The sequence below is a fragment of the Mangrovibacter phragmitis genome, assembly GCF_001655675.1.
GTDB classification, from domain to species: Bacteria; Pseudomonadota; Gammaproteobacteria; order Enterobacterales; family Enterobacteriaceae; genus Mangrovibacter; species Mangrovibacter phragmitis.
In genome coordinates this window covers 352235-375514 of record NZ_LYRP01000033.1, presented here as the reverse complement: position 1 = coordinate 375514, position 23280 = coordinate 352235, and the positions used below count along the sequence as shown (strand labels likewise).

The window sequence follows — 23280 nt, the reverse complement described above, 5'->3', positions numbered from 1 at the left end:
TATCCCCATATCCGCCTTAAGTGTTGTGCCCAGCCTTATGGGCAGGAATAATTTCACATGCCGCTCATGTGCGGCGCGTCTTCTTTGCTAACAGGCCCTGTGTGACCCAGAGGATAAGTTTGAATATCGAAACACGCGAATTAACGCTGGAGCCAGCAGACAACCAACGGCTGTTGAGCTTATGTGGCCCGTTTGATGACAATATCAAACACCTGGAACGCCGGTTAGGTATCGAAATTAACCGCCGTGACAACCATTTTAAACTGACCGGCGGCAGCCTGGTTATCAATGCCGCAGCAGATATTCTGCGTCATCTGTATGTTGATACTGCCCCGGTACGCGGCCAGACGAAAGACATTGACCCCGAACATATTCACCTTGCGATAAAAGAGTTCCGGGTGCTGGAGCAGGCTGCAGAAAGTGTGCCGGAATATGGCAAAGCGGTTAATATCAAGACCAAACGCGGTGTCATCAAACCACGCACGCCAAACCAGGCGCAATATATTGCCCATATCCTTGATCATGATATTACCTTTGGTATTGGCCCTGCCGGTACTGGTAAAACCTACCTTGCTGTTGCTGCTGCAGTCGATGCCCTGGAGCGCCAGGAAATTCGCCGCATTCTGCTCACTCGTCCGGCAGTGGAAGCCGGTGAAAAACTGGGCTTCCTGCCAGGCGACCTGAGCCAGAAGGTCGACCCTTATTTACGGCCACTGTACGATGCGCTGTTTGAAATGCTGGGTTTTGAGCGGGTCGAAAAGCTTATGGAGCGCAACGTTATTGAAGTTGCCCCACTGGCTTACATGCGTGGGCGAACCCTCAATGATGCATTCATTATTCTTGATGAAAGCCAGAACACCACCATTGAGCAGATGAAAATGTTCCTGACACGTATTGGTTTTAACTCTAAAGCCGTGATTACCGGGGATGTCACCCAGATAGACTTACCACGCAATACCAAGTCTGGCCTGCGTCATGCCATTGAAGTGCTGTCTGAAGTTGATGAAATTAGTTTTAACTTCTTCCACAGTGAAGACGTAGTGCGCCACCCGGTGGTTGCACGCATTGTTAATGCTTATGAAGCATGGGAAGAAGCCGACCAGAAACGTAAGGCAGAACTAGCCGAAACACGTAAACGTGAAGCGCTTGCTGCCCAAAACAGCCTGCAGGAGCACAAATGAGCCAGGTGATAGTCGATCTCCAGTTAGCCTGTGAGAACAATCAGGGGCTGCCAGACGAAGCCGCCTTCCAGCGCTGGGCTGATGCAGCCATTCTGCAATTTCAGGAAGAAGCAGAAATCACTGTACGCCTGGTCGATGAAGCTGAAAGCCATGAGCTGAACCATACTTACCGTGGTAAAGACCGGCCAACCAACGTGCTCTCTTTTCCGTTTGAAGCCCCGCCGGGCATTGAAATGCCACTGCTGGGTGATCTGGTGATTTGCCGCCAGGTTGTCGAGCGCGAAGCTCAGGAGCAGGAAATCACTACCGAAGCGCACTGGGCGCATATGGTAGTACATGGTTGCCTGCACTTGCTGGGTTACGATCACATCGAAGATGATGAAGCCGAAGAGATGGAAAGTCTGGAAACAGAGATAATGCTTGCTCTTGGCTATGCTGACCCGTACATTTCCGAGAAAGAATAACGGTATTTTGCTGTTATTCTTAAATGTAAATGATTGCCGGCCGGGTGAGTTTGCTCCGGGCCGGTTGTTTTTCAACTGATACAGGAACCCAAAATCACCGCCATGAGCGACGATAATTCACACAGTAGCGACACACCTCACAGTAAAAAGGGGTTCTTTTCCCTGATCCTCAGCCAGCTTTTTCATGGCGAGCCCAAAAACCGGGATGAGCTGCTCGCGCTAATTCGTGATTCTGAACAAAATGAGCTTATCGACCAGGATACGCGCGATATGCTCGAAGGGGTAATGGACATCGCTGACCAGCGAGTTCGCGACATTATGATTCCCCGCTCACAAATGGTCACCCTCAAACGAAATCAACCTCTTGATGAATGTCTGGATGTCATTATTGAATCCGCGCACTCTCGTTTTCCGGTGATCAGTGAAGATAAAGATCACATTGAAGGGATTTTGATGGCGAAAGACTTGCTGCCTTTTATGCGCAGCGATGCTGAGCCATTTAGCATGGATAAAGTGTTACGGCCTGCGGTGGTGGTACCTGAGAGTAAACGTGTAGACCGTATGCTCAAAGAGTTTCGTTCTCAGCGTTACCACATGGCTATCGTTATTGATGAATTTGGCGGTGTTTCCGGTCTTGTTACTATTGAAGATATCCTTGAGCTGATTGTCGGTGAAATTGAAGACGAATACGACGAAGAAGAAGATATCGATTTTCGCCAGTTAAGCCGTCACACCTGGACGGTGCGCGCCCTGGCTTCGATTGAAGATTTTAACGACACCTTCAGCACGCAGTACAGTGACGAAGAAGTGGATACAATTGGCGGTCTGGTGATGCAGGCGTTTGGTCACCTGCCAGCCCGTGGCGAGACTATTGACATTGACGGTTACCAGTTCAAAGTTGCCATGGCTGACAGCCGCCGTATTATTCAGGTTCATGTCCGTATCCCGGATGACTCTCCGGCGCCTACAGTGGAAGAATAATTGATGGCACTCGCCTTTTTGTCTCGCCAGTGGCAACGACTGCTGCTGGCGTTACTTTTCGGGGCCTGCGGTACGCTGGCCTTTTCTCCTTATAATTTCTGGCCAGCAGCGATTATTTCGCTTACAGGTCTTCATTTACTCACACTGAACCGCCGCTCATGGCAAAGTGCTGCGATTGGTTTTGTCTGGGGTTTTGGCCTGTTTGGAACCGGGGTCAACTGGGTTTATGTCAGCATCGCTCAATTTGGTGGCATGCCAGGCCCGGTCAACATCTTCCTGGTTATCTTGCTGGCAGCCTGGTTATCCCTGTTCCCTGCTCTGTTCAGCGGCCTGCTCAACCGCCTGCTTCCGTCAACCACATTATGGCGGCTGGCTCTGGCGAGCCCGGCGCTCTGGCAAGTCACCGAGTTTCTGCGCGGTTGGGTGTTGACTGGTTTCCCGTGGCTGCAATTTGGCTACAGCCAGATAGACGGCCCGCTAAAAGGCCTTGCCCCGGTTTTTGGCGTGGAAGGCATTACCTTTTTACTGATGATGCTCACCGGTTTTCTGGCCTTCGCGATTGCGCAAAAAAGCTGGCGTTCATTGGTTGCAGCATGTGTGTTATTAGTGCTGCCATGGCCCCTGCGCTACATCATCTGGTATCAGGCACAACCTGAGCGGGCGGTTAATGTCGCACTGGTTCAGGGCAATATTCCCCAGTCAATGAAGTGGGATGAAAGCCAGTTGCTGCACAGCCTGCAAACCTATGTCGACCTCAGTTCGCCCTGGGTGGGGAAAGCGCGCCTGGTTATCTGGCCGGAATCGGCAATCAGTGATCTTGAAGTTAACCAGCAACGTTTTTTGCACCAACTGGATGATACTTATCAGGCGCATAATACCGCGCTGGTTACCGGTATTGTGGATGCACGCCTGAATAAACAAAACCGTTACGATACCTACAATACGGTGATTACGCTTGGGGAAGGCAACCCCTATAACTATTTTTCCCCCGACAGGTATAACAAGAACCATTTAGTTCCCTTTGGGGAGTTTGTCCCGCTGGAATCCATTTTACGCCCACTGGCACCGTTTTTTGATTTGCCCATGTCGTCATTCAGCCGCGGGCCTTATAAACAAAAGCCACTGGAAGCGAATGGTTACAAGCTTACCACCGCTATTTGCTATGAAATCATTCTTGGCGAACAGGTGCGTGACAACTTCCGCCCTGATACGGATTTTCTGCTGACCGTCTCAAATGATGCCTGGTTTGGTCATTCAATTGGTCCGTGGCAGCATTTCCAGATGGCCCGTATGCGGGCGCTGGAACTGGCTCGCCCACTTCTGAGAAGCACCAATAATGGCGTGACAGCTGTTGTCAAACCTGACGGCGATGTGCAGGCAATTATCCCGCAATTTACCCGCCAGGTTCTGGATGCCACTGTCACACCAACCCGCGGTCTGACACCTTACGCTCGTTTCGGCAACTGGGGGGTCTGGCTGCTTTCATTGCTGGCGGGTTTCGCCGTAGTGGTCTGGGGCCTGGGCCGCCGTAAACGCTGATCCCTTCCCGGCGCAGGCTCCGTTCTGCGCCGTTTTTTTATCCGCTTGTTATGCTGCTGTAACCTTTATTTTCCTTTCTGGCACGACCTTTGCTTAGATATTTCCAGAGGTAACAACTGTTTGCTGCTATAACAGTAAACATTAATACCAGGTTGCACCATCAGGGTTCCCAACCAGCACCACAAAGGTGCAATGGTTTCTTTTTGCCTCTATTTGGTGCGTGGTGTATCGCAAAAAATACATCCGCATTACGCAATTTGTTTACATTCGCCTGGATTGAATGTTAATAAATTGAGTGTATCTACATACTAATTTTAACAACACAACTACAAACTCACGACAATAGCCCGGGTGATTACACTACGGGCTGCAATAAAGGAGTTGGATATGCAATTAGCAAAACTGGCCACAGCACTGTTAGCCGCGGGTATTTGCGTTGGTGTGGCTCATGCAGCAGATGCACCCCAGTCCACACTGGACAAAATTAAAAGTAGCGGTGTGGTTGTGGTTGGTCATCGTGAATCTTCCGTACCATTCTCCTACTACAACAACGAACAGCAAGTGGTGGGTTACTCACAGGATTTTTCTAACGCCATTGTTGATGCCATCAAAACTAAACTCAACATGCCAAACCTGACTGTGAAGCTGATTCCTATCACTTCTCAAAACCGTATTCCATTGCTGCAAAATGGTACCTTCGATTTTGAATGTGGCTCCACCACAAACAACCTCGAACGCCAGAAACAGGTAGCATTCTCTGATACTATTTTTGTTATCGGCACACGCTTGCTGGTTAAAAAAGGCAGCCCAATCAAAGATTTTGAAGATCTGAAAGGGAAAAATGTCGTTGTCACTTCCGGTACAACCTCTGAAGTACTGTTGCATAAACTGAACGACGAGAAACACCTTGGTATGCGCATCATCAGCGCGAAAGACCATGGCGACTCTTTCCGCACCCTGGAAAGTGGCCGTGCCGTTGCTTTTATGATGGATGATGCGTTACTGGCAGGTGAACGCGCCAAAGCTAAAAAACCAGGCGACTGGGTGATTGTAGGGACTCCGCAATCCAAGGAAGCTTATGGCTGTATGCTGCGCAAAAACGATCCTGAGTTTAAAAAGCTGATGGATGACACCATCGCCAAAGCTGAAACCTCCGGTGAAGCAGAAAAATGGTTTGAGAAATGGTTCCGTAACCCGATTCCGCCGAAAAACCTCAACATGAACTTCGAACTGTCTGATGACATGAAAGCGTTGTTCAAAAACCCAAATGATAAAGCATTAAACTAATTACAACACAGAGGGGCGGGAAAACCTGCCCTAACGATTGACCACAGGGACCAGGACAGACTATACGCCGGATGGTCGTTCCCCATCGGGCGCGAAAAGAGGTCTCTCATCAATCTTGGGGGGTAGCGATGCTACCCTCATTTTTTTCGGAGTTGAAATATGTCTATAAACTGGGACTGGGGAATCTTTTTTCAGCCTGCCCCTTTCGGGAACACCACCTATCTGGGCTGGTTATGGAGCGGTTTTCAGGTCACTATCGCATTATCAGTTTGCGCCTGGATAATCGCTTTTCTCGTCGGTTCGTTCTTCGGGATTTTACGTACCGTACCGCATCGTGGCATTTCAGCGATTGGTACCTGTTATGTTGAGTTATTCCGTAATGTGCCGCTTATTGTGCAATTTTTTACCTGGTATCTGGTTGTACCGGAATTGCTGCCACAAAACATCGGCATGTGGTTTAAAGCGCAGTTGGATCCGAATATTCAGTTTTTCGTCTCTTCCATGCTGTGTCTGGGCCTGTTTACTGCCGCGCGTGTCTGCGAGCAAGTCAGGGCCGCCATTCAGTCTTTGCCGCGTGGGCAAAAAAACGCCGGGCTGGCAATGGGCCTGACCCTGCCGCAAACCTATCGTTATGTTCTGCTACCCAATGCATACCGCGTTATTGTTCCACCGATGACATCAGAAATGATGAACCTGGTTAAAAACTCAGCTATCGCATCCACCATAGGCCTGATGGACATGGCGGCGCAGGCAGGCAAACTGCTGGATTATTCTGCTCATGCGTGGGAATCATTCACCGCCATCACGCTGGCCTATGTGCTTATCAATGCCGTCATTATGGTGCTGATGAGCATTGTTGAACGTAAAGTGCGTTTGCCAGGTAATATGGGGAGCAAATAATGTATCAATTTGACTGGAGTTCTATTCCGCCTTCCCTGCCCTTTTTAGCAGATGGCATGATTCTGACTTTGAAAATCACCCTCACGGCGATTGTATTCGGTATTGTGTGGGGCACCTTGCTGGCGGTCATGCGCCTGTCCTCTTTTAAACCCCTGTCCTGGTTTGCCAAAGCCTATGTCAACGTATTCCGCTCAATTCCGCTGGTTATGGTGTTGCTGTGGTTTTACCTGATTGTACCGGGCTTCCTGCAACAGGTATTGGGCTTATCCCCGAAAACAGATATCCGCCTGGTGTCAGCATTAGTCGCGTTCTCCATGTTTGAGGCCGCCTATTACTCGGAAATTATCCGTGCGGGTATTCAGAGTATTTCCCGTGGGCAATCCAGTGCGTCACTGGCACTGGGAATGACCCACTGGCAGACCATGCAATTAGTTATTCTGCCCCAGGCATTCCGCGCTATGGTGCCTTTACTACTGACACAAGGCATTGTTCTGTTCCAGGACACATCGTTGGTGTATGTGCTCAGTCTGTCTGATTTTTTCCGCACTGCATCCACGATTGGAGAACGCGACGGCACCCAGGTTGAAATGGTGCTGTTTGCCGGTGCGGTCTATTTTGTAATAAGTCTCAGTGCCTCCTTGTTGGTCGGCTGGTTGAAGAAAAGGACTGTGTGATGATCTCCCTGAAAAATATTTCTAAATGGTACGGCCACTTTCAGGTACTGACCGATTGTTCGACTGAAGTGCAAAAAGGTGAAGTTGTGGTGGTGTGCGGCCCATCGGGTTCCGGTAAATCAACCCTGATTAAAACCGTAAATGGCCTGGAGCCTGTTCAGCAAGGTGAAATCATTGTCAATGGCACCAAAGTGAATGACAAAAAAACCAACCTGGCACAGTTACGCTCCCATGTGGGTATGGTATTCCAGCACTTTGAATTATTTCCGCACCTGTCGATTATCGATAACCTGACACTGGCGCAGGTGAAAGTGCTCAAGCGTGATAAAGCTTCCGCACGGGCAAAAGGCCTGAAACTGTTAGAACGCGTCGGCCTGTCTGCTCACGCTAACAAGTATCCGGCACAATTATCTGGTGGCCAGCAGCAACGTGTGGCTATCGCCCGTGCGTTGTGTATGGACCCTGTCGCCATGCTGTTTGACGAACCAACCTCCGCACTGGATCCGGAAATGATCAACGAAGTGCTGGATGTTATGGTTGAACTGGCAAAAGAAGGTATGACGATGATGGTGGTAACTCATGAAATGGGCTTTGCCCGTAAAGTGGCAACCCGGGTCATCTTTATGGATGAAGGGAAAATTGTCGAGGACTCACCCAAAGAAGCGTTCTTTGCCAACCCTCAATCTGACCGGGCCAAAGACTTTCTGGCAAAAATCATTCACTAAATTGTGAAAAATCGTGCATTACATAACAGGCTGAAAGGTGACCCTTTCAGCCTCAGATTGATGAAAAAGAAGGAAAAAGCGTGGTTTTTCCTTCTTTTTAGTTAGCGGGCGAAAATCAATGAATTGATTTTCCTGTTTTTTTATTGGGTCACATCCTCTGGCACTGTGCAGGCATGAGGTTTGTCATCAGCCTCAGGGATTAAATGGCTGGCGATGAAACTGGTTATGCCCACATTTTGGGCAACGGGGCAATATATCCGGGGTATACACCGCCAGGTGATAATGGCAATGTTCGCACACCAGGTTACCCAGCCCCACCACCTCACCACTGTGGTAGACACCGTGACGGGTTAAATCCTCAAAGACTTCATGCCATTCCAGTTGCGTTTTATCAGTGATATCGGCAAGTTCCTGCCACAAACTCTCCTTAATCACGCGCATAAAAACACTGTCGTTGACTTCCTGCTGGCTTTCCTGATAACTCAGCGCAAACTCTTCCAAATCCCGGCGTACCGCACGCACCAGTTCATCCATCTCAGTACGCGTGAGTGCTCCCGACTCATTCATATGACGCCGGGCACTCGCCACCAGCGCGTCAATATCGCGCTCCCCATTACGTAAACGCTCACTCAAGGACGAAACAAGTTCACGGTAGTATTGCGCAACTTTACTCATGGCGCTGGCCTCCTGGACTTAACGTCTTCTAATAATAGACGTTATTCTGTCATGCCAGTGTTAGCCACCCCACAACCGCACCAAATATTTCTCACAGGTAACAGGGCAGGAAATCATTCTTACGGGCATGGAAGTGCTGTTTTGCCGCGCCCTAATCGGCTATGCTATGCCGATCTGAAAAAACACACACAGGCTACATTTGTAGCTTTCTATAGCACAGGACCACTCGCAGCCATGCAAGAGCAATACCGCCCGGAAGAGATAGAATCTAACGTTCAGCTTCACTGGCAAGAGAAGCGTACATTTGAAGTAACTGAAGACGAGAGCAAAGAGAAGTATTACTGCCTGTCGATGCTTCCTTATCCTTCTGGTCGACTACACATGGGTCATGTGCGCAACTACACCATTGGTGATGTGGTTGCCCGTTATCAGCGCATGCTGGGTAAAAACGTCCTGCAGCCAATTGGCTGGGATGCATTTGGTTTGCCCGCTGAAGGTGCTGCGGTAAAGAACAACACAGCACCGGCACCCTGGACTTACGACAACATCGAATACATGAAAAACCAGCTGAAAATGCTGGGTTTTGGTTATGACTGGAGCCGTGAACTGGCAACCTGCAAACCAGAATATTACCGTTGGGAACAGCAATTCTTCACCCAACTGTATAAAAAAGGTCTGGTTTACAAAAAAACCTCTGCGGTTAACTGGTGCCCGAACGACCAGACCGTGCTGGCCAACGAACAAGTTATTGATGGTTGCTGCTGGCGTTGTGATACCAAAGTTGAGCGTAAAGAAATTCCACAGTGGTTTATTAAAATCACTGACTACGCTGAAGAATTGCTTAACGACCTGGATAAGCTGGACCACTGGCCAGATACCGTTAAGACCATGCAGCGTAACTGGATTGGGCGCTCAGAAGGTGTGGAAATTACCTTTGACGTTGAAAACAGCGACCAGAAGCTGACTGTCTACACCACCCGTCCGGATACCTTTATGGGGGTCACTTACCTTGCTGTTGCCGCAGGCCACCCACTGGCGCAACAGGCAGCACAAGGTAACGCAGCCATTACCGCCTTTATTGACGAATGCCGTAACACCAAAGTAGCCGAAGCCGACATGGCGACTATGGAGAAAAAAGGTATCGCAACGGGCATTAACGCCATCCATCCGCTGACCGGCGAAGCGGTTCCGGTGTGGGTTGCTAACTTTGTCCTGATGGAATACGGCACGGGCGCAGTAATGGCAGTCCCGGGGCATGATCAGCGTGACTGGGAATTCGCCAGCAAATATCACCTGGCCATCAAACCCGTCATTCTGGATGCCGAAGGCAATGCACCAGACCTGAGCAATGCAGCACATACCGAAAAAGGCGTGCTGTTTAACTCCGGTGAGTTTGATGGTCTGGACTTCCCGGCAGCATTTAACGCCATCGCCGACAGCCTGGCCGCAAAAGGGGTTGGCGAGCGTAAAGTTAACTACCGCCTGCGCGACTGGGGGGTTTCCCGCCAGCGTTACTGGGGTGCGCCAATTCCAATGGTGACACTGGAAGACGGTACCGTGCTCCCGACGCCTGAAGACCAGTTACCGGTTATCCTGCCAGAAGACGTGGTAATGGATGGCATCACCAGCCCGATTAAAGCCGATCCTGAGTGGGCAAAAACCACGGTAAACGGTCAGCCTGCACTGCGTGAAACGGATACTTTTGATACCTTTATGGAATCTTCATGGTATTACGCTCGCTACACCTGTGCGCAATACGACAAAGGCATGCTGGACGAAAAAGCCGCGAACTACTGGCTGCCGGTTGACCTGTATGTGGGAGGAATTGAGCACGCCATCATGCACCTGCTCTACTTCCGCTTCTTCCACAAACTGCTGCGCGATGCAGGTATGGTCACCTCTGATGAACCCGCCAAACAGTTGTTGTGCCAGGGTATGGTGCTGGCCGATGCCTTCTACTACACCGGTGTAAATGGCGAGCGTAACTGGGTATCTCCGGTTGACGCCATTACTGAACGTGATGAAAAAGGCCGTATTGTTAAAGCGACTGACAGCGCAGGCCATGACCTGGTTTACGCGGGCATGAGCAAAATGTCCAAGTCCAAAAACAACGGTATCGACCCGCAAGTCATGGTTGAGCGTTATGGTGCCGACACCGTGCGCCTGTTCATGATGTTTGCTTCCCCGGCAGAAATGACGCTGGAATGGCAGGAATCGGGTGTTGAAGGGGCTAACCGCTTCCTGAAACGTGTCTGGAAACTGGTGTTTGAGCATACAGAAAAAGGAGCAGTCGCTGCTCTGGATGAAGCTGCACTGTCAGAAGACCAGAAAGTACTGCGCCGTGAACTGCACAAAACCATTGCCAAAGTGACCGATGATATTGGCCGTCGTCAGACCTTTAATACCGCGATTGCGGCCATTATGGAACTGATGAACCGCCTGACCCGCGCTGCACAGGACACTGAGCAGGACCGTGCACTGATGCAGGAAGCTCTGATTGCAGTAGTACGCATGCTGTATCCGTTTACTCCGCATATCTGCTTCAACATGTGGCAGGCGCTGGGTGGTGAAGGTGATATCGATAACGCGCCATGGCCGGTTGCTGACGAGCAAGCCATGGTTGAAGACACCCGTCTGGTTGTGGTTCAGGTCAATGGTAAAGTCCGTGGCAAAATCACCGTCCCGGCAGATGCCAACCAGGATCAGGTTCAGGCTCGCGCGGCACAGGAACACCTGGTCGCAAAATACCTTGAAGGCGTAACCATCCGCAAAGTTATCTACGTGCCGGGTAAATTGCTCAACCTGGTTGTTGGTTAAACGCAGGAGGACATGTGAGATATTTGCTCACTATCATCTTAAGTATGGCGGTGCTGGTCACCGCCGGGTGTGGCTGGCACCTGCGGGGGTATTCCGCGGTGCCAACCAGTATGCACACATTGATTCTGAACTCGGGTGACCCGAATGGCCCGCTGACCCGTGCAGTACGCAACCAGTTACGTCTTAATAACGTGACGATTGTAGAGGCATCTTCTGCTCGCCAGGATATCCCATCCTTGCGCCTGGGCGGTGCGTTAATACATAAAGACACCGCGTCTATCTTTGAAAATGGGCAGACGGCGGAATACCAGATGGTAATGACAGTAAACGCAACCGTGTTGATGCCAGGGAACGATATTTACCCCATTTCAACCAAAGTCTATCGTTCATTCTTTGACAACCCGCTCACCGCACTGGCGAAAAGTGCTGAGCAGGACCTTATCATCAAAGAAATGTACGACAAGGCAGCCGAACAACTGGTGCGTAAACTAATGTCAGTGCAGACAAAAGCGCAGCAGAGAAGTGAAGAGAATGACACGCCTGCAACGCATTCTTCTGCAGTAACGTCTCCCCGCCAGTCGGCTACGCTGACTCCCGCGCCTGCACAGTAATGGTTAAGTTGTATCCGGAACAACTCAGTACGCAGCTCAATGATGGGCTGCGTACTGTTTGGTTATTATTGGGCAATGACCCTTTGTTATTGCAGGAAAGCCAGCAGGCTATTTTGGACGCAGCCAAAGCTCAGGGCTTCGATGAGCATTACAGTGTACAAATTGATGCCACAACAGACTGGCAGGACTTGTTCACTCGTTGCCAGTCTATGAGCCTGTTTTCCAGCCGCCAGTCTCTGGTTTTGCAGTTCCCGGAAAATGGCCCAAATGCCGCTATTAATGCACAACTGGAAACCCTGGTTAGCCTGTTACATGAAGATTTATTACTGGTAATTCGTGGTAATAAACTCACCAAAGCGCAGGAAAATGCGGCCTGGTTTGCGGCAGTCAGTGCACAGGCGGCCCAGGTCACCTGCCAGACGCCCGAACAGGCGCAGCTCCCCCGCTGGCTTGCAGCCCGCGCCAGGCAGATGAAACTCTCCCTGGATGACGCGGCCAGTCAGTTACTCTGCTACTGTTATGAAGGTAACTTACTGGCCCTGGCTCAGGCACTTGACCGGCTTGCTTTACTCTGGCCTGATGGCAAACTGACGCTGCCCCGTGTTGAACAGGCTGTTAATGACGCCGCGCACTTTACCCCCTGGCACTGGGTAGATGCGTTGTTGGCGGGTAAGAGTAAACGCGCGTTACATATCCTGAACCAGCTCCAGCGAGAAGGTGATGAGCCGGTTATTCTGGTACGAACACTTCAGCGTGAATTGTTGCTGATGGTTAATCTGAAGCGCCAGTCATCCCAGGCACCACTGCGTACACTATTTGACCAAAACCGTGTATGGCAGAACCGCCGGGGGCTGCTGACTGAAGCACTGAACCGGCTACAGCCTGAACAGCTGTTTCAGGCTGTGAAGTTACTAAGCCAGACTGAGCTGACGCTTAAACAAGATTTTGGCCAGGATATTTGGCCGTCACTTGCAGCTTTGTCACTGTTACTCTGCCACGGCGCATTACCCGATACCTTTATTCATGGCTGATTCTTTATCTGAACTGATAGCACTCTATGGCGGCACCTTCGACCCGGTACATTACGGGCACATCAAGTCTGTCATCGCCATGGCAAAGGCGGCACAACTTAAGCAGGTTATCGTTCTGCCCAACAATGTGCCGCCACACCGCCCACAACCTGATGCCAGTAGTGAACAACGCAAAACCATGGTGCAACTGGCGGTAGCAGGTAACCCACTGTTTACTGTGGATTGCCGTGAACTGGAGCGGGACACGCCTTCCTGGACTGTCGCCACGCTGGAAACCTTTCGCCGTGAATACGGCCCGGAACAACCCCTGGCATTTATTATTGGTCAGGATTCCCTGTTAACACTCCACAAGTGGTACCAGCACGAAAAAATTCTGTCGTTGTGCCACTTGTTAGTGTGCCGCCGCCCCGGATACCCATTAACCCTCCCGGAACCAGGCCGCCAGCAATGGCTGGAAGATAACCTGGTAACAGAGGCACACCTGCTCCACCAGTCACCTTGTGGCTCAATTTTCCTTGCCGATACACCGGAGTATGCCATTTCAGCAACAGAAATTCGTACCCGGCTTGCCAACAACAGCCCGTGTGATGATCTACTGCCAGACAGCGTACTGGACTACATCCGCCGCGAGCATTTATACCAAAGCTGACATCACCTGTTGCAGCGCATCCAGCAATGACTGGTTCGCTGCATGTGACTTCACCGCGACACGGTAGTAACGCGCATCAAGCCCTGGGTAGTTAGCGCAAGAACGAATTAACATCCCCGCCTGTTCCAACAGCGCCCACTGTAAATCCAGCTCAGGGACATCGCAGCGAAAAAACAAATAGTTTGCCTGCGGCTGCCATGCCTGAATGCCGGGCACCTTACTCAGCGCCTGATACAACCACTGATTCTCTCTACGCACCCACTGCCATGTCTCCTGCTGATACGCTGTTTCCTGTAACACCTGTTCACCCGCGATGGCCGCCAGGGTGTTAATACTCCAGGGAGCACGCTTTGCCCGCAGGGATGCCATCGACGCCGTGTGGCTACTTAGCGCATAACCCAGTCGCAACCCGGGAATGGCATAAAATTTTGTCATCGAACGCAATACCCACACCCACGGCATGTTCCCCAGCACAGGAATAAAACCAGGTTGTTGCGGGACAAAATCAAGGAAGGCTTCGTCAACAATTAACCAAATATGATTATCCCCACACTTGTGTGCGATGCGCTCCAGCAAAGGCCAGTCGGGCAGCAATCCGGTGGGGTTATTTGGCGTACATAAAAAAACACAATCAAGCTCCGGGGTTAACGCACTAAGAATACCGTCATCTAACTGCCAGCCAGCACTTTCCTGCAACCACCAGGTATGCACCTGGCACTTAGCCTGGGCTAATGCACGTTGATACTCAGCAAACCCGGGAGATACCACTAAAGCCTGTTTTGGCTCCAGGGTTTTCACCAGGTCAAAAATCAGCTCGGTTTCCCCATTACCTGCCTGTATCCAGTCTGGCGGAACTGCGTGATAAGCCGCCAGCGCCTGGTGCAGTGATTGATAGGCTACATCCGGATACTGCTCCAGTTTATCCAGTGACTCTGCCAGGCGCTGGCGCACCCCCAACGGCATCCCCAGTGGATTAATGTTGGCGCTAAAATCCAGAAGAGTATCCTCATCAACCCCCAAATATTGCGCAACCTCGCGTCGATTTCCGCCATGCTGACTGGTGAAACGGGACATGATTTTTCCTTTTATTAAAAGCGTTATCATAGCGGAAACTTGCGCGCTATTAGATAATGCGGTCTGGACCGCAATCATTGCAGGAGAGAAACATGCGCTTATGGCTGGTACGGCACGGGCAAACTGAAGCAAATACCCGGCAGCTTTTTTGCGGTAAAAGCGAATCACCTCTGACGCCGACGGGTATTGGGCAGGCCTGTGTAGTTGCCAACCTGCTACGCAATGTGCCCTTCGACCATGTGTTAATGAGTGAACGAGAACGCGCCCGCCACACAACACAACTGATCCTGCAACCGCATCACCCACAACCACGTACCAGTGCCCTGTTGAACGAAATGGATTTCGGTGCCTGGGAAATGCAACACCATAGTACGCTGATTGAACAGGATAAGCAGTATCAGGCCTGGTGTGCTGACTGGCAGCATGTCACCCCACCGGAAGGGGAAAGTTTTGCCCACTTTACGGAGCGCGTCGCAAAACTTGCCCTGGCGGCCCGGTCGCTACAGGCAGACAACCTGCTACTGGTCAGCCACCAGGGCGTGATAAGCCAGTTACTGGCGCAACTGCTGAATATGCCACCCGCAGCCATGTGGCACTTTGCTATTGAGCAGGGAACATGGAGCCGTATCGACCTGAAAGGCGATTATGCAACTCTGCGTTATCTCAATAACCATGGAAACAGTACACATAATGATTAACCAACCCGCCGCACCACGGTTACCGGGCCATTCGGGCATTGACACCCCTTGTCAGCCTGTTATTCTCCGCTGCCAGAATTGCCTGCGCCGCTGTTTCTAAATTGTTTTACAAAAATGGCGATGCATTCCAGACCGGCCAGTGGGAAGATAGCTCGCCTGGCGCAGTGCCGCTGGCTGGCCAGCCGGGCTGTGGGCATCGGTATGGTATCATGCAGGCACCATCACACATTGTTAATCCACCAGGGGGAACACTTGCAGGGTAAAGCACTCCAGGACTTTATTGTCGACAAAATTGATGATCTGAAAGGTCAGGACATTATTGCCATTGATGTCAAAGGCAAATCCAGTATCACTGACTGCATGATTATTTGCACCGGCACCTCCAGCCGCCATGTCGTCTCCATTGCCGATCATGTTGTTGAGGCTTCACGTCAGGCCGGGCTGCAGCCATTGGGTGTGGAAGGTGAGAACGATGCTGACTGGGTAGTCGTTGACCTGGGCGATGTGATTGTGCACGTTATGCAGGAAGAAAGCCGTCACCTGTATGAACTGGAAAAACTCTGGAGTTAAGTGTGAAGCTTCAGTTAGTTGCCGTTGGAACCAAAATGCCCGACTGGGTGCAGACTGGTTTCAGTGAATATCTGCGTCGTTTCCCTAAAGATATGCCTTTTGAGCTGGTTGAAGTTCCGGCTGGCAAACGAGGGAAGAATGCGGATATAAAGCGCATTCTCGACAAAGAAGGCGAAGCCATGCTGGCCGTTGCCGGGAAAGGTAACCGAATCGTCACTCTGGATATTCCAGGCAAACCCTGGGATACGCCGCAACTGGCTGAACAACTGGAACGCTGGAAGCAGGATGGCAGGGATGTCAGCTTACTGATTGGTGGCCCCGAGGGGCTTTCTCCCGCGTGTAAAGCGGCAGCCGAGCAAAGTTGGTCCCTTTCCACACTGACACTGCCACACCCACTGGTACGTGTGTTGGTTGCGGAAAGTTTATACAGGGCGTGGAGTATCACCACGAATCATCCCTATCATCGTGAGTAATGCACCAGGTAGATTAAGCAGCGGATGAAATTACAGGATTCTTTTCGCGATTATACGGCTGAGTCCGCGCTTTTTGTGCGCAGGGCAGTAGTTGCCTTTGTTGGTATTCTGGCGCTGACTGGGGTACTGATAGCCAATCTTTATAATCTGCAAATCGTCCGGCATGATGACTACCAAACCCGCTCGAACGAAAACCGTATCAAGCTGGTTCCCATCGCACCAACCCGGGGCATCATCTACGACAGGAACGGTACACCACTGGCGCTTAACCGTACCATTTACCAATTAGAAATGATGCCAGAAAAAGTGGACAGCGTGCAGGGCACACTGGATGCGTTACGCCCGGTGGTTAACCTGACAGACGAAGATATTGCCAATTTCAAAAAAGAACGCTCCCGTTCACACCGTTTCACCTCTATTCCCGTCAAAGTTAACCTGAACGAAGAACAGGTGGCTCGCTTTGCCGTCAACCAGTACCGTTTCCCGGGGGTAGAAGTCAAAGGCTACAAACGCCGCTATTATCCTTATGGTTCGGCCCTGACTCATGTCATCGGTTATGTTTCTAAAATCAACGACCGTGATGTTGAACGCCTGGATAAAGACGGGAAATTAGCTAACTATGCCGCAACCCATGATATAGGCAAATTGGGTATTGAGCGTTATTACGAAGACCTGCTCCATGGCCAGACAGGCTATGAAGAAGTGGAAGTCAATAACCGTGGGCGCGTCATTCGCCAGTTAAAAGAAGTGCCACCTCAGGCCGGGCACGATATTTACCTGACACTCGACTTCCAGTTACAAAGCTACATTGAAACACTGCTGGCTGGCAGCCGGGCTGCAACCATTGTCACAGACCCGCGTACAGGTGCGATTCTCGCTCTCGTCTCCATGCCCAGCTATAACCCGAACCTGTTTGTCGATGGCATTTCCTCTAAAGACTATTCAGGCCTGCTGCATGACCCGGACACACCACTGGTCAACCGCGCGACACAAGGTGCCTACCCGCCGGCATCCACAGTGAAACCTTATGTTGCGGTATCAGCCCTGACTGCCGGGGTGATTACCCGCAGCACCAGCCTGTTTGACCCTGGCTGGTGGCAACTTCCTGGTTCTGAGAAGCGTTACCGTGACTGGAAAAAATGGGGGCACGGGCATCTGAATGTTACTAAGGCGCTTGAAGAATCAGCAGATACCTTCTTCTACCAGGTTGCCTACGATATGGGAATAGACCGCCTGTCTGAATGGATGGGCAAATTTGGCTATGGTCATCTGACTGGTATCGACCTGGCGGAAGAACGTTCAGGCAACATGCCAACCCGCGAATGGAAACTCAAACGCTTCAAAAAGCCCTGGTACCAGGGGGATACCATCCCTGTTGGGATTGGTCAGGGCTACTGGACAGCCACACCCATTCAGATGAACAAAGCGCTGATGACACTAATTAACAATGGCGTCATTAAAACACCACATTTATTGATGGATACAGTCGTGGATGGTAAGAGAGTGCCCTGGGTTCAAAAGGAAGACGGTCACATTGGTGACATCCATTCAGGCTTCTGGGAAATCGCCAAAGACGGGATGTATGGTGTGGCAAACCGCCCTAACGGCACAGCACACCGTTATTTCGCCGGTGCGCCATATAAAATTGCCGCAAAATCCGGGACAGCACAGGTGTTTGGCCTGAAAGCCAATGAAACCTATAACGCCCACAAAATTTCTGAGCGCCTGCGTGACCATAAACTCATGACCGCGTTTGCACCTTATGATAATCCGCAGGTCGCTGTTTCTATTATTCTGGAAAATGGCGGGGCAGGCCCGGCAGTGGGGACCGTCGTTCGGCAAATTCTCGATCATATTATGCTTGGCGATAACAACACCGCATTACCAACTGACTCCCCTGCCCAACACGTCGCCGGAGAGGATCAATAGCCCATGACTGACAATCCGAATAAAAAGTCCCTCTGGGATAAGATACACCTCGATCCCATGCTGGTCGTCACCATTCTGGCATTGCTATTATACAGCGCGCTGGTTGTCTGGAGTGCCAGTGGGCAAGACCCGGGCATGATGGAACGCAAAATCGCCCAAATTTGTATGGGGCTGGTCATCATGATTGTGCTGGCTCAGGTCCCCCCACGGGTCTATGAAGGCTGGGCTCCCTGGTTGTACATCCTTTGTATCGTGTTACTGGTTGCCGTTGATGCCTTTGGGGCAATATCCAAAGGGGCTCAACGCTGGCTGGATCTTGGCATAGTGCGCTTTCAACCGTCAGAGATTGCTAAAATTGCGGTTCCCCTGATGGTGGCCCGTTTTATTAACCGCGATGTCTGCCCACCCACACTAAAAAACACGGCAATCGCATTAGCGCTGATCTTTATGCCAACCCTGCTGGTTGCGGCTCAGCCAGACCTGGGAACATCCATCCTGATTGCCGCATCCGGTATCTTCGTGTTGTTCCTTTCCGGGATGAGCTGGCGCTTAATTGGTATAGCCGTAATACTGGTGGCGGCCTTTATTCCCGTTTTATGGTTTTTCCTGATGCATGATTACCAACGCGCCCGCGTCATGATGCTGCTTAACCCGGAGAGTGATCCACTGGGTGCGGGCTATCACATTATTCAGTCTAAAATTGCGATTGGTTCCGGTGGGTTGCGCGGTAAAGGCTGGTTGCATGGTACGCAATCCCAACTGGAGTTTTTACCAGAACGTCATACTGACTTTATTTTTGCTGTACTGGCTGAAGAACTGGGGCTGGTTGGCGTGCTGGCCCTGTTAACACTGTATTTATTACTGATTATGCGTGGGCTGTGGATTGCGGCACATGCACAGACCACCTTTGGCCGGGTGATGGCCGGTGGCCTGATGTTGATTCTGTTTGTTTATGTCTTTGTTAATATTGGTATGGTTAGTGGAATTCTACCGGTGGTGGGCGTTCCCCTGCCGCTGGTAAGTTATGGTGGTTCCGCGCTTATCGTACTCATGGCGGGGTTTGGTATTGTTATGTCGATACACACCCATCGAAAACTGTTATCGAAAAACGTATAAGAGGTAAGTGATGCGCAAGCAATGGCCTGGAGTTTGTGTTGCCGCACTTTTACTGGCGGCCTGTAGTGGGGAGCAACAGCAGGCAGGTGTTGAACAAGTGCCTGCCACACCAGTATGTAATGGACCACGCGTTGAGGTATCTGGTGCTGAACCGCACTATGAAACCCCATCAGCCACAGCGAACCAAAACTACCAAAGGGATGGACGGACTTATACCATTGTCCAGGACCCGTCACGCTTCAGTCAGAGTGGGCTTGCTGCTATTTATGATGCCGAACCAAACAGTAACCTCACGGCATCCGGCGAAGTGTTCGACCCGACCCAACTTACAGCTGCGCATCCGACCCTGCCCATTCCCAGTTACGCGCGAATTACCAACCTCGCTAATGGCAGGATGTTGATTGTTAAGATCAATGATCGCGGCCCTTATGGTGACGACAGGGTTGTCGCAGTATCTCGTGCCGTAGCCGACCGTTTGAATATGTCCAATAATACACGGGTACGTATCGACCCAATTCTGGTCGCTCAGGATGGCACAATGTCTGGTCCGGGTATGGCGTGTATTACCATTGCCAAACAAACTTATGCCCTGCCCGCCCGCCCGGATCTCACGTCCGGGTCAGGCAGTGCGTCTTCAGTTGTTCCTGCGGCACAACCGCAAAACAGCAATGTGCAGGCTATCAGTAACAGTACACTCCAGCCGCAAGATACCAGCGCCCCGGCACAAAACGGCAGTTTCCTGGCTCCGGCATCACAGGCAACCCCGAATGCAGGCGTGACATCTGGCAACGCAACTGTCGCGGCGGGAGACGCCACGTCACAAATGCTGACGCCGCCGAATCAAACATCGCCTGCCTCCACAGCTACACCCGCCACAGCCCCGGCCACAACTGAACCGGCACCGGCACCGGTTAACCCGGCTCTTGGCCTGCACAGTGATCCCGTCACTGCGCCCGGTTCTATTCAGGGGAGTGTTGCCGGGCGTAGCGCCACGGTAGCGAGCGGGGGTTATGTTGTCCAGGTGGGCGCGGTAAGTGATGCCGGGCGCGCGCAACAGTGGCAGCAAAAACTCAGCCAGCAATTTAGTGTACCCGGTCTGGTCACTCAGAATGGGGCTATCTGGCGAGTACAACTGGGGCCATTTAGCAGCCGTAGCCAGGCAATCAGCCTGCAACAACGCCTGATGAATGAAGCACAGCAGCAGTCATTTATTACTGCGGCCCCGGCTCAATAAGTTTCCTGGCGCCAGCTTTGTCAGTTTGCGTAAATAACATTAACAAACTCATGCGCAAAGTCTGGTGCCAGGTAAAAAACCATTTGTTATAGTAAGTCACTTTTTTAAATTCCATCACGGATGTTGCTGTTCTGACCATGAATACCACTTTCTCCGCTAATGCTGTAAAGCGTATTGCCTTTGGGGCTGCGTTAACACTGGCCGCAACTGGGTTAGCCAGGGCTGATGACCTGAACATCAAAACAATGATTCCTGGCGTACCACAAATCGACGCTGAATCATACATTCTTATTGATTACAACTCAGGCAAAGTGCTTGCCGAACAAAATGCCGATGAACGCCGCGACCCGGCAAGCCTGACGAAAATGATGACCAGCTATGTTATTGGTCAGGCAATGAAAGCGGGTAAATTTGATGAAAACGCTGTAGTCACTATCGGGAAAGACGCCTGGGCGACAGGGAATCCAGTCTTCAAAGGTTCATCGCTGATGTTCCTCAAACCCGGCATGCAGGTTCCCGTTTCTCAGTTGATTCGCGGGATTAACCTGCAATCAGGGAACGATGCCTGCGTGGCGATGGCGGATTTCGTGGCGGGTAGTCAGGACGCCTTTGTTGGCCTGATGAACAGCTACGTTAATGCACTGGGCATGAAAAACACCCATTTCCAGACTGTCCACGGTCTGGACGCTGATGGTCAGTACAGCTCCGCGCGTGATATGGCGTTACTGGGCCAGGCACTGATTCGTGATGTTCCAAACGAATATGCAGTCTATAAAGAGAAAGAATTCACATTTAATGGCATTCGCCAGATGAACCGTAATGGTTTGTTGTGGGATAAAAGCCTGAATGTAGATGGCATCAAAACCGGCCATACTGAGAAAGCAGGTTATAACCTGGTTGCTTCAGCCACTGATGGCAACATGCGCCTTATCTCCGCGGTTATGGGCGGGCGGACATTTAAAGGTCGCGAAGTGGAAAGCAAAAAACTGCTGACCTGGGGCTTCCGTTTCTTTGAATCTGTTAACCCTATTAAGGCAGGTAAAGAATTCGCTTCTGAGCCAGTATGGTTTGGTGACAGTGACCGTGCATCACTGGGTGTGGATAAAGACGTTTGGCTGACCATTCCTCGTGGCCGGATGAAAGACCTGAAAGCCAGTTATGTGCTGAACAATTCGGAATTACATGCACCACTGCAAAAAAATCAGGTAGTGGGTACCATTAACTTCCAGTTAGACGGCAAAACAATCGACCAGCGCCCACTGGTTGTACTGAATGAAATCCATGAAGGTAACTTCTTTAGCCGGATGATTGATTACATCAAACTGATGTTCCACCACTGGTTTGGTTAAAAACCGCACACTTGAAAGTGTGACGGCTGCCCCCATATACTAAGTAACACTGGAACTCCCGCTCAGGCGGGAGTTCGTTTTTTATTTTTGCTGGAGCTGACATGAAAACCAAACTGAATGAACTCCTCGAGTTCCCCTGCCCGTTTACCTACAAAGTAATGGGTCTGGCTCAACCTGAACTGGTGGACAGGGTCGTTGAGGTTGTACAGCGTCATGCACCTGGTGACTACACACCTCAAATCAAACCCAGCAGTAAAGGCAACTACCATTCCGTATCCATCACGATTACGGCAACCCATGTAGAACAGGTAGAAACACTTTATGAAGAACTGGGCAAAATTGAAATTGTCCGTATGGTTCTGTAGCAAAAACGTCGTTTTCCGTTACCCGGCCTGAAGGCCGGGTGTTTGTTTGCTCCGCTATGCTATACTGGCCGCCTGTATTCCCGACTCCGGAGACATCTGTTTTGTCTCAAAATACCATTCTTATTCGCCATCTTGGCCTGCAGCCTTATGAACCTGTATCACTCGCCATGCATCAGTTTACTGATACTCGTGATGAAACTACGCCCGATGAGATTTGGCTGGTAGAACACAACCCTGTGTTTACTCAGGGCCAGGCGGGCAAAGCTGAGCACCTGTTAGCGACAGGTGATATTCCCGTTATTCAGAGCGACCGTGGCGGCCAGGTAACTTATCATGGCCCAGGCCAACAAGTGATGTATGTGCTGCTCAACCTCAAGCGCCGTAAACTGGGTGTACGTGAGCTGGTAACGCTACTGGAACAATGCGTGGTCAATACCCTCGCAACACTGGATATTGACGCCCATGCCCGCCCTGATGCACCGGGTGTTTATGTAGGTGAAGATAAAATCTGTTCTCTTGGGCTGCGGATTCGCAAAGGGTGCTCATTTCACGGCCTGGCGCTGAACATCAATATGGATCTCACCCCATTTTTACGTATTAACCCTTGTGGCTACGCTGGCATGAAAATGACCCAGGTCAAACAGTTTCGTCCCGGTATACAAGTAGCAGATATTCAACCGGTTCTGCTGGATAATTTTTTGCATTTACTGGGTAACCCACCCATTCGTACAGTCAGTGAATAATCAAAAAAAACCGAAACAAGAATGATTTTGTTTCGGTTTATTAGTTTATTTAACGGGTTTTAATCCTTCTCTATTTTTTGCTTAATCGCTAGTTTACGTCTACCTTTTATTCATGTTGTGCAAGCACTTAGCACGACAGCAAACTTATATAAAAAGTGCTTTGCCGTTTTGTCTTTCAAAATGGCGGTATTTCCT

General features: G+C 50.8%; 23 protein-coding genes. 21 read left to right on the top strand and 2 right to left on the bottom strand.

The features are described from left to right. Positions 1-119 precede the first annotated feature (119 nt). From A9B99_RS17335 to A9B99_RS17300, 8 genes are all read left to right on the top strand, one after another. Entirely contained in the window at positions 120-1181 is a 1062-nt protein-coding gene (locus tag A9B99_RS17335; protein WP_064599657.1) for a PhoH family protein, read from the top strand. Next, positions 1178-1645 carry an rRNA maturation RNase YbeY gene (gene ybeY / locus A9B99_RS17330; RefSeq protein ID WP_064599655.1) on the top strand — a complete coding sequence of 156 codons (468 nt, stop codon included), beginning with the start codon at positions 1178-1180 and terminating at the stop codon, positions 1643-1645. The genes A9B99_RS17335 and ybeY overlap by 4 nt, the downstream gene beginning before the upstream one ends. Before the next feature lie 102 nt (positions 1646-1747). Further along, on the top strand, positions 1748-2626 hold the full coding sequence (corC, locus tag A9B99_RS17325) for a CNNM family magnesium/cobalt transport protein CorC (protein ID WP_064599652.1): 879 nt from the start codon (positions 1748-1750) through the stop codon (positions 2624-2626). 3 nt (positions 2627-2629) lie between these two features. Further along, on the top strand, positions 2630-4165 hold the full coding sequence (lnt, locus tag A9B99_RS17320) for an apolipoprotein N-acyltransferase (protein ID WP_064599650.1): 1536 nt from the start codon (positions 2630-2632) through the stop codon (positions 4163-4165). A 387-nt stretch (positions 4166-4552) separates the two neighbouring features. Next, positions 4553-5452 (top strand): glutamate/aspartate ABC transporter substrate-binding protein, encoded by a 900-nt coding sequence (locus tag A9B99_RS17315; protein ID WP_064599649.1) that lies wholly within the window; start codon positions 4553-4555, stop codon positions 5450-5452. Positions 5453-5611: 159 nt separating this feature from the next. After that, positions 5612-6352 (top strand): amino acid ABC transporter permease, encoded by a 741-nt coding sequence (locus A9B99_RS17310; protein WP_064599648.1) that lies wholly within the window; start codon positions 5612-5614, stop codon positions 6350-6352. Next, positions 6352-7026 (top strand): glutamate/aspartate ABC transporter permease GltK, encoded by a 675-nt coding sequence (gene gltK, locus A9B99_RS17305; RefSeq protein ID WP_064599647.1) that lies wholly within the window; start codon positions 6352-6354, stop codon positions 7024-7026. Before A9B99_RS17310 ends, gltK begins: the two co-directional genes overlap by 1 nt. Further along, the gene (locus tag A9B99_RS17300) at positions 7026-7751 is read left to right on the top strand and encodes an amino acid ABC transporter ATP-binding protein (RefSeq protein WP_064599646.1); all 726 of its coding nucleotides are present in this window, start codon (positions 7026-7028) and stop codon (positions 7749-7751) included. The genes gltK and A9B99_RS17300 overlap by 1 nt, the downstream gene beginning before the upstream one ends. A gap of 192 nt (positions 7752-7943) precedes the next feature. Here the strand turns inward: A9B99_RS17300 and A9B99_RS17295 are convergent, their stop codons facing one another. Beyond that, positions 7944-8426, bottom strand: coding sequence for a zinc ribbon-containing protein (locus tag A9B99_RS17295; RefSeq protein ID WP_064599643.1), 483 nt, complete (start codon positions 8424-8426; stop codon positions 7944-7946). A gap of 234 nt (positions 8427-8660) precedes the next feature. Here A9B99_RS17295 and leuS point away from each other — a divergent pair, with 234 nt between their 5' ends. From leuS to nadD, 4 genes are read left to right on the top strand one after another with little or no spacing between them, the layout of a single operon-like run. Beyond that, positions 8661-11243 carry a leucine--tRNA ligase gene (gene leuS / locus A9B99_RS17290; RefSeq protein ID WP_064599641.1) on the top strand — a complete coding sequence of 861 codons (2583 nt, stop codon included), beginning with the start codon at positions 8661-8663 and terminating at the stop codon, positions 11241-11243. Between the two features lie 14 nt (positions 11244-11257). Continuing rightward, on the top strand, positions 11258-11854 hold the full coding sequence (gene lptE, locus A9B99_RS17285) for an LPS assembly lipoprotein LptE (protein ID WP_064599640.1): 597 nt from the start codon (positions 11258-11260) through the stop codon (positions 11852-11854). Next, a complete protein-coding gene (holA, locus tag A9B99_RS17280; RefSeq protein ID WP_064599638.1) occupies positions 11854-12885 on the top strand; it encodes a DNA polymerase III subunit delta in 1032 nt (343 codons plus the stop codon). Before lptE ends, holA begins: the two co-directional genes overlap by 1 nt. Next, positions 12878-13534 carry a nicotinate-nucleotide adenylyltransferase gene (gene nadD / locus A9B99_RS17275; protein WP_064599636.1) on the top strand — a complete coding sequence of 219 codons (657 nt, stop codon included), beginning with the start codon at positions 12878-12880 and terminating at the stop codon, positions 13532-13534. Before holA ends, nadD begins: the two co-directional genes overlap by 8 nt. On the opposite strand, the gene cobD is transcribed toward nadD, so the two are convergent. Next, positions 13520-14608, bottom strand: a complete 1089-nt coding sequence (gene cobD / locus A9B99_RS17270; protein WP_064599635.1) for a threonine-phosphate decarboxylase CobD — start codon at positions 14606-14608, stop codon at positions 13520-13522. The genes nadD and cobD overlap by 15 nt on opposite strands. Positions 14609-14700: 92 nt before the next feature. Here cobD and A9B99_RS17265 point away from each other — a divergent pair, with 92 nt between their 5' ends. The 9 genes from A9B99_RS17265 to lipB all read left to right on the top strand — a co-directional run bounded on the left by A9B99_RS17265 (position 14701) and on the right by lipB (position 23085). Then, positions 14701-15306 carry an adenosylcobalamin/alpha-ribazole phosphatase gene (locus A9B99_RS17265; RefSeq protein ID WP_064599633.1) on the top strand — a complete coding sequence of 202 codons (606 nt, stop codon included), beginning with the start codon at positions 14701-14703 and terminating at the stop codon, positions 15304-15306. Between the two features lie 252 nt (positions 15307-15558). After that, complete coding sequence (gene rsfS, locus A9B99_RS17255) at positions 15559-15876, top strand: ribosome silencing factor (protein WP_064599629.1); 318 nt, start codon at positions 15559-15561, stop codon at positions 15874-15876. Positions 15877-15878: 2 nt separating this feature from the next. Continuing rightward, on the top strand, positions 15879-16349 hold the full coding sequence (gene rlmH / locus A9B99_RS17250; protein WP_064599627.1) for a 23S rRNA (pseudouridine(1915)-N(3))-methyltransferase RlmH: 471 nt from the start codon (positions 15879-15881) through the stop codon (positions 16347-16349). Between the two features lie 24 nt (positions 16350-16373). Continuing rightward, entirely contained in the window at positions 16374-18278 is a 1905-nt protein-coding gene (mrdA, locus tag A9B99_RS17245; protein WP_064599625.1) for a peptidoglycan DD-transpeptidase MrdA, read from the top strand. Positions 18279-18281: 3 nt separating this feature from the next. Then, positions 18282-19394, top strand: coding sequence for a peptidoglycan glycosyltransferase MrdB (gene mrdB / locus A9B99_RS17240; protein WP_064599623.1), 1113 nt, complete (start codon positions 18282-18284; stop codon positions 19392-19394). A 10-nt stretch (positions 19395-19404) separates the two neighbouring features. Further along, positions 19405-20628 (top strand): endolytic peptidoglycan transglycosylase RlpA, encoded by a 1224-nt coding sequence (rlpA, locus tag A9B99_RS17235; RefSeq protein ID WP_064599621.1) that lies wholly within the window; start codon positions 19405-19407, stop codon positions 20626-20628. 137 nt (positions 20629-20765) lie between these two features. Further along, positions 20766-21977 carry a D-alanyl-D-alanine carboxypeptidase DacA gene (gene dacA / locus A9B99_RS17230; protein WP_064599619.1) on the top strand — a complete coding sequence of 404 codons (1212 nt, stop codon included), beginning with the start codon at positions 20766-20768 and terminating at the stop codon, positions 21975-21977. A 101-nt stretch (positions 21978-22078) separates the two neighbouring features. Continuing rightward, complete coding sequence (gene ybeD / locus A9B99_RS17225) at positions 22079-22342, top strand: DUF493 family protein YbeD (protein ID WP_036109542.1); 264 nt, start codon at positions 22079-22081, stop codon at positions 22340-22342. Positions 22343-22443: 101 nt separating this feature from the next. Next, positions 22444-23085 carry a lipoyl(octanoyl) transferase LipB gene (gene lipB / locus A9B99_RS17220; protein ID WP_064599617.1) on the top strand — a complete coding sequence of 214 codons (642 nt, stop codon included), beginning with the start codon at positions 22444-22446 and terminating at the stop codon, positions 23083-23085. The last annotated feature ends 195 nt before the right edge of the window (positions 23086-23280 follow it).